Below are 11,430 nucleotides of genomic sequence, written 5' to 3' on the forward strand. Positions count from 1 at the left end.
TCAAATCATCGACCGTAGTTTTTCAAGAATTATGATGTGCCAGATCTTGTGCCATGTCTTTGTCCATGTTCCGGATTATGTTTTGTATTGCGGCACGGATACTTTTTACATTTTCCTCGATAAATCCGGGTTCCAGCAGTTCATAATGATTGCCAATCAAGCTATGCTCTTCATAGCTTCCTTGTGTAGCGTCTTTCCATAAAAGTCGATTGTCTTCTGTACCCTTGACCGTTTCCGATCCAACGGCGACAAAGCCGTGAATATTCGCCTGAACGCTCTCTGTATTCACAAGCTGGTTGCCATACACCGCGTAAGCGATCATTTTACGCTGGTATGTTTCATTCAACAGCTCACGGTAGGATTCGGGAACCTGTTCCAGCATGGCATGAATTTCGTGCTCTGTTTCTTCGACTGTGAAGGGCAGGGCTTCCTTCCTTTTGACCGAATCGAGCATCAAAATGTCGGATACAGCATGACCTTGACGCTCCAGTGTGTCGGCAACCTTATGCGCCAGGTTACCGCCTATGGAATAACCAAGCAGCACATACGGACCTTGCGCTTGCGTGCTGACGATCAAATCAACATACCGTGCCAGCATTTCCTGCTCATCCGCTGCATCATCTACGAACTCCAATCCATACACGACTGCATCCTGATCCAGTTGTTTCGCAAGCTCCGCGAACGACAGCCCGTATCCAAGCATGGGCGGAAAGCAGAAGATGGAGACAGGACCGTGTTCATTCAATCGAATGATTGGACTATCTGCCTTAGATTGCAAATCCGATTTCAATAATGCGAGCGCCTGCTCTTCGATGGTCGGGAACTCCAGAACACTGCGGATTGGAAGCTCGATGTCTGTGGCAAGGTGGACTTTGCGTACAAGCTCCAGCACTTTCAAGGAATGTCCCCCCAACGTGAAAAAGTCATCGTGGATACCCACTTGCGGGATTTCGAGCACTTCCTGCCAAATGGCTGCCAGCAACTGCTCCACATCGGTTCGCGGTGCGACATATTCTATGCCCGTGTGCAGCGCTTTGTCCGGCACAGGTAAAGCTTTGCGGTCGATTTTGCCGTTTGTCGTCAGCGGTAACCGATCCAGCTGTACGAATGCGGATGGAATCATATAGTTCGGCAGACTGGCCGACATCACAGCTCGAATCTCACGGATGGTCAGCTGTTCATCGGAAGTGAAGTAAGCACATAATTGCTGCTGGCCTGTTTCATCTGCACGGGCCATGACGACCGCTTCTCGTACCGACTCCACCTTCAACAACTGCGATTCGACCTCGCCCAGCTCGATCCGGTACCCCCGGATTTTCACCTGATGGTCGATCCGGCCCAAATATTCGATGTTGCCGTCCGGCATCCATCTCGCCAAATCGCCCGTGCGGTACATCCGCTCATCGCCTGCTTCGCCACCGGCAAACGGATCAGCAACGAATTTCTCTGCCGTCAGTTCTGGACGGTTCAGATAGCCTCGCGCTACGCCTACACCGCCGATGCACAGCTCCCCTGCTACCCCAATCGGCTGCAATTGCTCCGTCCCTTCCTTCACGATGTACAGACGGATGTTCTGAATCGGTTTTCCGATTGGAATAACGGCATATTCCTCCGTCGGCTCGCAATCGAAATACGATACGTCCACCGTGGCTTCCGTCGGTCCGTACAGGTTGATCAGCTTCGCTCCAGCGATTCCTGACACGAGCCGTTGGAAACGTGCCACATGCTGCGGAGGCAACGCTTCCCCACTGGCAAATACATGACGCAGCGTTCCCAGCTTCGCTTGCATTACTTCCTGCGGCTGCTGCTCCACATACTCCAGGAATGCATGCAGCATCGCAGGCACAAAGTGCATCGTGCTTACGCTATCGCGGGCAATCGTTTCGACGATGTCCTCCGGATTCTTTTCCCCGCCAACCGACAACAGACTCACCTTCGAGCCAACCATCGACCACCAGAACAGTTCCCACACCGACACGTCGAAGGTGAAGGCGGTCTTTTGCAGGATCGTATCCTCCGCACTCAAGCCGTAACGGTCATGCATCCACAAAATCCGGTTCAGCACGGAATGGTGTTCGACCATAACGCCCTTCGGTTTTCCAGTGGAGCCGGAGGTGTAGATGACATAGGCTACATGGTGCGGACCAGCCAGCGGTGCCAAATTCGAGCCGTCTTCTTGGTAAATTTCTTCGCTGTCCAGCACCAGCACCTTGCCGTCGAAGCTCAGCGACGCTTGCTCGGCCAAATGCGATTGCGTCAGCACCAGCTTCGCTCCCGAGTCCTCCAGCATGAAACGGATCCGGTCCGTCGGATATTCCGGGTCAATTGGTACATATGCGCCGCCTGCCTTGAGGATCGCATAGATGCCCACGATCATTTCCAGCGAGCGCTGTACTAAAATGCCTACCGGCTGATCCGGTTCAACGCCTTCCGCACGCAGGGTACGTGCAAGACGGTTGGCCGTCTCATTGAGTTCTCGATAGGTCAATGATTGATGACCCAAAGCTACAGCAATATGATCCGGCGTGCGCTCTGCCTGCTCCTCAAACAGTTTTTGGATCGTGTGATTGCTTGGATATGCAGAGGCAGTGTCATTAAACTCTCCTGTAATTTGTTGTTTTTCCGCCGCTGTAACCAGTTCCAGCTCTTCTACGCAAACATTCGGGTTAAGCAAAACTTGCTCCAACAGGTTCACAAAATGTCCATGCAGACGCTCAATGTCTGTTTGATCAAAGCTTAACGCGTTATACATAAAACGAATCTTTATGCATTCTCCCGGCATAACGACGAGGTTCAGTTCGTAGTTGGTCTGCTCTGCAGCCACCACGTTGGAAATCGGGAATGGTTCCTGCCCGTCAATTCCCAGTTCCTCGACCTGCTCCTCCACCGGATAATTTTCAAACACCATAATATGGTTAATTAAATCCTGCTTCTGGTCGGTCAATGCCTGAATTTCAAACAGTGGATACGTATCATATGCATGAGAAGCCAGCGCCTGCTCTTGCATTTTCTTCATAACTTCTGCAAAAGATTCCCCTGCCTCGCAGCGGATGCGAACGGGAATGGTATTAATGAACAAGCCGATAATATCCTCGACCCCGATAATATCCGATGGACGACCTGAGACAACACTGCCAAATACGACATCACTGTGGTTGTTATATTTTTGCAGCACAATCCCCCATGCGGTTTGTAATAACGTATTCATGGTCACCTGATACCGCTTAGCCGTCTCCTCCACCCGGAGGGTCAGCTCACGCTCCAAATCCGTCGCCCAATCGCTGGCCTTGTAGCCTTCACTCTTTCGACCGGATTTTATAGCTGGTAGTGCTGTTTGCTGCTCATACCCGGATAAATAGCTGCTCCAGTAGTCGGCTGCCGCCTTGCCATCCTGTGCTTCCAGCCATTCAATAAAGCTGCTGTACGGCACTGCCGGTGCCAGCTCTGGCACTCTGCCCTCCTGAAGTGCTGCATAGCTTTCAAACACTTCTTTATTTATAAGGGACAGACACCAGCCGTCCATGACGATATGATGGAAGCTCCATACAAAATGATAGCTGTCTTCTCCGGTACGTAAAATCGCTACACGCAGCAGGACATCTCGACGCAGATCAAAGCCCCGTGCTCTATCCTCCAACTCGAAGTTTTTCACCCAGGTATCTCTTGTACCCACATCCAGCTTGTGTAAATCCTCATATTGAAAGCCGCAATCCCGACTTCGATACACCACCTGCAACGGCTCCGTATCCCGGCCAAAATAAAAATGTGTACGCAGCGCCTCATGTCGCCGAACCAGAATATTCAGGCTTTCTGCAAAAGCCCGAATGTCCATCCGACCTCGCATATCATAAGAAACCTGCTCAAAATACGCGTCATTCGCGGCTGCTTGACTATCCAGTTGGCTGTGAAACAGCATTCCTTTTTGCATCGGGGTCAGTGCATATACATTGTCAACCTCACCCGCAGCACCCATTTCAGATAACAGGCTGTCCAAGCCCTCCACACTCATTCCTTTATAGGAAATATCACTTGGGGTCAGCTCCGGGTGTTCTTTATGAATGCAATGCGTCAAAATTTCACGCAGACTCGATTCCAGTAATTTCGCCAATCGCTCTATCGTCTCCGGTCGATAGCAGGTACGGCTATAGCTAATCGTCAGACCCAACTGACCTCCCGAAATGATGCCGCCAAAATCCAGCGTATACGTCCGAGCCATGGTCGGGCTCAGCGGCATCCCACCCCCATATGAGGATGATTGCAAGTCGTTCCCTTTCATATCCTGATCGAACTGTCCCAAATAGTTAAAGCTGATTTCGGGATCTGTCGTAAATAGGGCTGGAGATGCCTCCGGTGCCTGTGTCTGGCGGTCGGCTAAATATTTCAGTACACCGTAGCCAATCCCTTTTTTCGGGATGCCGCGCAGTCCTTCCTTCACATGCTTAATCCGTTGCGAAAGAGTAATTTCTTGCGGCATATTAAGCAAAACAGGATATTGGCTTGTAAACCACCCAATTGTTCGGGTAATGTCTACCTCAGGTAAAATAGCTTCGCGTCCATGCCCCTCCAGATGTATCAGGAAACGCTCATATCCGCTCCACGCTTGCAATGCCATCCCTACCGCCGTCAGCAACAGATCGTTAACCTCCGTGTGGTAGGCACGATTGGCCTGCTTGAGCAGCTGCTCTGTCTCCGCACTAGTCCATACAGCGGTAACCGACTCACTGTCACCAATCAACGGCTTTTTGTGCTCATGATGCCCGTAATCCTGCGGCAAGGGAGCCAGCTCGGCTTGTGCAAGCTCCTCCCAGTACGAGCGCTCACGTTCCATGGCTGGGCTATTGGCATAAGCGTACAGCTGCTGGGCCCACGTTTGGAACGAATCCGTTTTATGAGGTAACTGAATCACCGGTTCCCCCTTGGAGGCCTGATCATAAGCAGTTGCCAAATCCTCGAATAAAATGCGCCAGGATACCCCGTCCACCACCAAATGGTGAATCGCGACCAGCAGATGATCTCCATCCGGGCAACGGAACAGCCCCAGCCTCATGAGCGGCCCTTCGCTTAGGGAAATGCTGGATTGAATTTCATTGCAATTGGCTTCAACCATCTTCGCCAAATCGCCCTCGTTTACTTTGCTGTCCCTATAATCAAAGATTTCCAGATGGTATGGTTCGCCTTCCTCTATACCACGATTCCATGCCGTATACCCATTCTCCGACGAACGAAAAACCATACGCAATGCATCATGGTGCGATGTAATCTGGTTGAGTGCCTGCCGAAGTGCCTGTTCATCGTAGCCTTCTTGTCGATAAAGCATGACAGATTGGTTAAAATAGTGCGGCTCTGCCGTTGACTGTTCAAAAAACCAGCGCTGAATCGGTGTAAGCAAAACAGAACCTGTAACCTCTCCCTGCTCTGCTATTCGGTTAACAGGCTGAATAAATTTGCTTAGTCCCGCAATCGTCGGGTATTTGAACAAGTCCTTCATTTCCAGCTTGTATCCAGCCTGAAACAATCGGGACGACACTTGAATGGCCTTGATGGAGTCGCCACCCAGATGGAAAAAGTTATCCTGTATGCCCACTCGCTGAATCCCAAGAATTGCCCCCCAGGCGGTAGCCAGTGCTTGCTGAACATCCGTCTCGGGTGCTACATAATCCATGCCTGTATCGACGTTTTGCTCCGGTGCAGGCAGAGCCCTGCGGTCTACTTTACCATTCAGCGTCAAAGGCAGTCTGGAAAGTTGCACAAAATAGGAAGGCACCATATAGCCAGGCAGATCCTGCGACAAAACGTTACGTAAGTCACTGGCGCTCAATTCGCTGTCTGTTACAAAATAAGCACACAACTGTTTTTGCCCGTTATCATCCTGCCGTACGGTAACAATCGATTCCTTCACTCCTGCAATCGTGGACAAACGGGTTTCTATTTCACCCAGCTCAATGCGGTAGCCGCGAATTTTGACCTGCTCATCCATTCTTCCCTTGTACTCCAACACGCCATCTGCACGCCAACGCACTAAATCCCCTGTACGATAGCAGTGCTCCCCGGGCCGGAACGGACTTTCTATAAACTTTTCCGCCGTGAGCTCCGGCCGATTCAGATATCCACGTCCCACACCGTCACCACCGACGATCAGTTCCCCCCAGGCTCCGATCGGCTGCAGCTTCAACGAACGATTGACCACATACGCGGTCGAATGATCAATCGGACGCCCAATGGGAATAGCTTGGGTTTGCGGTTCTGTAATGTCATAGATGGTGGAAAAGGTGGCGTTTTCCGTCGGCCCATAAATATTGGCCAAACGAAGCTGCGGGTGCTCCTTCAGCACACGATTGACGTGTGGTATGGATAACACATCACCACCCACAAGCAATTCCTTCAGGGAGGAAAACACTCCAATAGCTTGCTGTGAATGCTGATTGAATAAAGCCGTGGTCATGAACATGGTGTTAATACGATACTTGTCAATCGCCTGTTTGAGCTTGGCGGCGTCCAAAATAGTGTCATGACTTACCACATACAGTTGACCTCCGTTCAGCAGCGTTCCCCAGATTTCAAACGTGGAGGCATCGAACACCACGGCACCCATTTGCAGCATACGCGTATTTTCGTCAAGCGTGGCATAGCTTTTGTTTTTCACCAAACGCACGACATTACGGTGATCGATCATCACGCCCTTCGGCTTGCCTGTCGTACCAGAGGTGTAGATCACATACGCAAGATCCGAGGAAGATCCCTCCATTGGAACAGCAGCAGATTCATCCACATGAGCGTAAAGTTCAGATTCGCTACTCCATCGTTGTTCATCACTCAAATCTATGATCGGAATACCTGGTTCAAAAGGAACCTGCTCACGTCGCTGTGAAAGTAACAGCCGAGTACTGGAATCCTCCAGTAAATAACGGATACGCTCCTCAGGATATTCGGGATCAATGGGAACGTAAGCCCCTCCGGCCTTCAAAATCGCCAGCATACCCACGATCATTTCAATGGAGCGCTCCGCCATAATCCCTACTCGCTGTATCTCTGGCTCGGAGCCGCGCCGTATCCCATGAGAAGCGAGTATACGTGCCAGACGGTCGGAGCGTTCTTTCAGTTCGTGGTAGGTGAGCTGTGTGTCCGCAAAGGTGACAGCCAGCCGATCCGGTGATTGTGCGGCCTGTTCCTCGAACAGCACATGCAGCACTTGATCACGTGGATACGGATAGTCTGCTACTGTATCGTTGAATTGCATTACAATCTGCTCTTTTTCTTGGTACGAAACCATTTCAATAGCCGAAAGAGCGATATCCGGCTGTTCTATCACCGCATGGATAAGCTGCTGCAAATGTACAGCCAGTCGTTCGATGGTTTCCCGTTTGTACAGTCGGGTTCCGTATTGAAGACCGCAGGCAATTTGCTCCCCATCCTCCATCGCGAACAGACTCAAATCAAATTTTGCAGTATTTTGTTCACTCGGATAGGGTGTCAATTGCAAGCCTTCCAGTTGCTGCTCCTTTTGCTCCAAATTTTGCAGAGCAAACATGGTATCAAATAACGGATTACGGCTTAAATCTCGATCCACGCCCAGCTTGTCCACCAGCTCTTCAAACGGATAATCCTGATGTTCAAATGCCTTCAGCGCATTTTCCTTGACCTCCAATACATAATCGCGGAAGGTCTTACTGCCTTCCGGAACATTGCGGATTGCCAGTGTATTCACAAACATCCCGATCAGGCTACCAAGATCAGCATGGGGCCGCCCCGCAATCGGTGAACCGACGATAATATCCTCCTGCCCGCTGTAGTGGCTAAGCAAAGTCGTATAAGCTGCCAATAGCACCATATATAATGTCGATTCCGTCTGTACCGCAATGCTTTTTAAACCTTCGCTCTGCCGTTGATCGAGCGTAAATTCCAGCAAATCTCCTTCAAAGCTTCTCGTCGCCGGACGTGGATAATCGGTTGGTATATCCAGCACAGGCAGCTCTCCTGCGAAGGTATTCAGCCAGTAGCTTTCCTGCTGCCGATAGCGTTCACTTTGCTGCTGCTCCTGTTGCCAAGCAGCGTAGTCCTTATACTGAATGCGCAATGGTGGCAGTGTGTCACCTGTATATAAATGGATGAAGTCCTGAATCATCACATTTATAGAGGTACCGTCCGAAATGATGTGATGCATATCCAGTAGTAAAATATGATGCTCTGGATCTGTTTCAATCAAACCGACTCGGAAAAGCGGAGCCTGTCCAAGATCGAACGGCTGGACAAAGTCGCGTACTAGTTCGTCCGTCTCCTTTGGGTCAGCTCCATGGGCATGAATCAACTCCATACGAAAAGAAACTTCGTCATGTACTCGCTGGACAGGTTCACCGTTCATGGTCTCAAAGCTGGTACGCAATATTTCATGGCGGTCAATAAGCTGGCGGAACGCATTGTCCAGTGCATTATGATCAAATGAACCTGTCAGTGTCAGAGCGCCAGGAATGTTATAGCTAATTCCCGCTCCATCAAGCTGATTGAGGATATACATCCGTTTTTGTGCCGAGGACACCGCATAAAATGGCTTATTCTCCGTAACAGGTATGGATTCATAGGCGGTTTGCTCCAGCGCTTCAATCACCTGCGCAAGCTGTTCAATCGTCGGGTGCTGAAACAGGTCCTTTAGCTGCACATTTTTATGCAATTCCTTATGAATAAGTGATATAACATGTGTCGCTCGCAGGGAGTGCCCTCCTGCTTCAAAAAAGTTATCCTTAATCCCAATGCGCTCAAGCTCCAGCACATCTTTCCAGATACTCGCCAGTTGTACTTGTAATTGATTTTGAGGAGCTACATATTCTGCGCCTGAGCTTATACTTCCCTCCGGCTGCGGCAACGCCCGGCGATCCACCTTGCCGTTCGGTGTCAGTGGCAATTGCTCCAGCTGTACAAAATATGACGGCACCATGTAGCCCGGTAATTCTTGGCTCAAAGCGCTGCGCAACTCACTTGCTGTTACTTCCTCATGGGTCACCACATAAGCGCAGAGCTGCTTTTGCCCCTGCTCATCCTCATGTGCAATAACGACGGATTCTTGCACCGCCTCCAGCTTCAACAGCTGCGCTTCCACCTCGCCCAGCTCGATCCGGTAGCCCCGAATTTTCACCTGGGCGTCGATCCGTCCCTTGTATTCCAGCGCCCCGTCCGCCTTCCAGCGTACCAGGTCGCCTGTGCGATAGCAGCGTTCTCCGCTGCGGAACGGACTGTCGATGAACTTTTCAGCCGTCAGGTCCGGACGGTTGCGGTAGCCACGTGCTACCCCGTCACCGCCGACGATCAGCTCACCCCACGCCCCGACAGGCTGGAGCTGCATCGAGCGATCCACGACATACGCCGTTGAGTTAGTGATTGGGCGGCCAATTGGCACCGATTCGGATTGCACACCGGCGATCGCATGCATGGTGGAGAAGGTCGTATTTTCGGTTGGGCCATAGATGTTACTGATCCGCAGGGAAGGATGAGCCTCCAGCACCCGGTTCATATGCGGAACGGACATCACATCCCCGCCGACCAGCAGCTCCCGTATCCCCTCGAACAGCGCCAGATCCTGCTGGGACAACTGGTTAAAGAGCGGTGTGGTCAGAAACATCGTGGTAATGCCGTGGCTGCGGACCGCTTCCTTGAGCTTCGGCGCGTCCAGAATGACATCCTGACTCACCAGCACCAGCTGTCCACCGTTCAATAGCGCACCCCAAATTTCAAAGGTGGACGCGTCAAAGACAACGGCCCCGGTCTGCAAAATACGCGTATCGGCATTCAATTGCGCGTAGTTTGTATTTTTCACTAGACGGACGACATTGCGGTGTTCCACCATAACCCCTTTCGGCTGGCCAGTTGTTCCAGAGGTGTACATGATATAGGCCAAGCGATCAGCAGCGGTTGCCTCCACTTGTTCTGATTGCGTAACTTCTGGTTGTATAATTTCTGGTTGTGTGGTTGTAGTAGAAGCAAGCTCAGGACTAGCGGAAATGGAGTAGAGCGGGTTTAAGCAATCTACATATCCGATGCCAGTTACGTCAGCATACGTCTCGTTGTCGTTCCGCAAAACCGGATCGAAACGATCAGCATCATCCGTTCCATAAATTGCGGAATCGCTCAGGTCGAGCACAGTTCCCTTAAAATCAACGGGCCGATGCTCCATTCGCTGTACGAGCAGTATGTTAGCACCAGAATCCTCCAGCAAATAGCGTACGCGCTCATTCGGGTATTCGGAGTCAATCGGGACATATGCTCCGCCTGCCTTGAGAATTGCAAGCATACCGACGATCATCTCAATCGAGCGTTCAGCCACAATGCCGACAGTCTGCTCGGTGCAGATCCCTTGCTTACGTAATGTATGAGCTAGACGGTTGGCCTTTTCATTCAATTCTCCATAGGTTAGGCTATCTTTTCCGAACACTACCGCCACCTGCTGTGGGACCTGCTTCACCTGTTTCTGGAACAATTCATGAATGGACGCATGACGTGGATAATCCACAGCTGTATCGTTGAAGGTATGAAGCAGCTGCTCCACTTCTTGCTCTGACAGCAGTTGTGCTGCGGAAATCTCCAGTTCTGGCTGATGCAGAACAACGCTGTACAAGCGCAACAGTTGCTCAACAAAGCGTTCAATCGTCGCCTCGTTATAACGGTCGCTACTGTACTTCACGTTCAGGGAAACCGCTGCATTTTCCCACTGAAATTGCAAATCAAACTCAGACTGTACATAATTCGAAAAATCAGGAATATGGATATTTTGCATAGACGCCGTGGTGTAAATCAGAGGCTTTTCATCCTCGTTACGTGGAATTTCAAGCCCCTCGGTATAGTTCCAAAAAGGTATATTTTGGTGCTCAATCGCTTCGCTGACAGAGGTTTTGATTTGAGACAGCAAGGCTTTGAAGGTCGTTGTGGAATCCAGTGTGTTTTTCAGTATAAGCAGATGATTGATCGGCTTTGTAGCACCGTTGCCAGACTTGGCTACCGGAATGCCCAGCAGCACACGTTCCTCACCTGTGTACTTATGTAACAGACTTTCTACTCCAGCAAGCAGAACCATAAACACTGCCCATGGAGCGCCACCTGTTATAGACAATATTCGCTCGGAAATTTCAGATGGAAATGTGAGCGTGTACGTAAGGGAATTTAAATTCGTTACAATTGCATCCTTGGACACGTTGTTGGTGTATGGAAGGCAGATGATATGATCCTCGGATTCCAGCTTATGACTCCAGTAATTTTTTTCCTTCTCAAATAAGGCTTTCAATGACATCCCTCCTGCTTTATGGGGTCTGTACCCCGGTTGGAATGGTGCGTTGTTACGTAGATGAGCGTTGTGTCGGAAAAATAATACTTTGCGGGCAAGGGCAGTCGGATAAGCCGCCGCCCTCTGCACACGCAAAGTGAAATCATTGCATTTTAGAAAATGAT

1 protein-coding gene is annotated in these 11,430 nt (G+C 50.6%); it reads right to left on the reverse strand.

From position 1 onward, the window contains the following. Positions 1-22 precede the first annotated feature (22 nt). Positions 23-11,266, reverse strand: coding sequence for an amino acid adenylation domain-containing protein (locus ABH897_RS15045; RefSeq protein ID WP_404592332.1), 11,244 nt, complete (start codon positions 11,264-11,266; stop codon positions 23-25). Positions 11,267-11,430: the final 164 nt, after the last annotated feature.

The organism is Paenibacillus sp. RC73 (assembly GCF_044908085.1).
In the GTDB taxonomy this organism is placed as follows: Bacteria; Bacillota; Bacilli; order Paenibacillales; family Paenibacillaceae; genus Paenibacillus; species Paenibacillus terrae_A.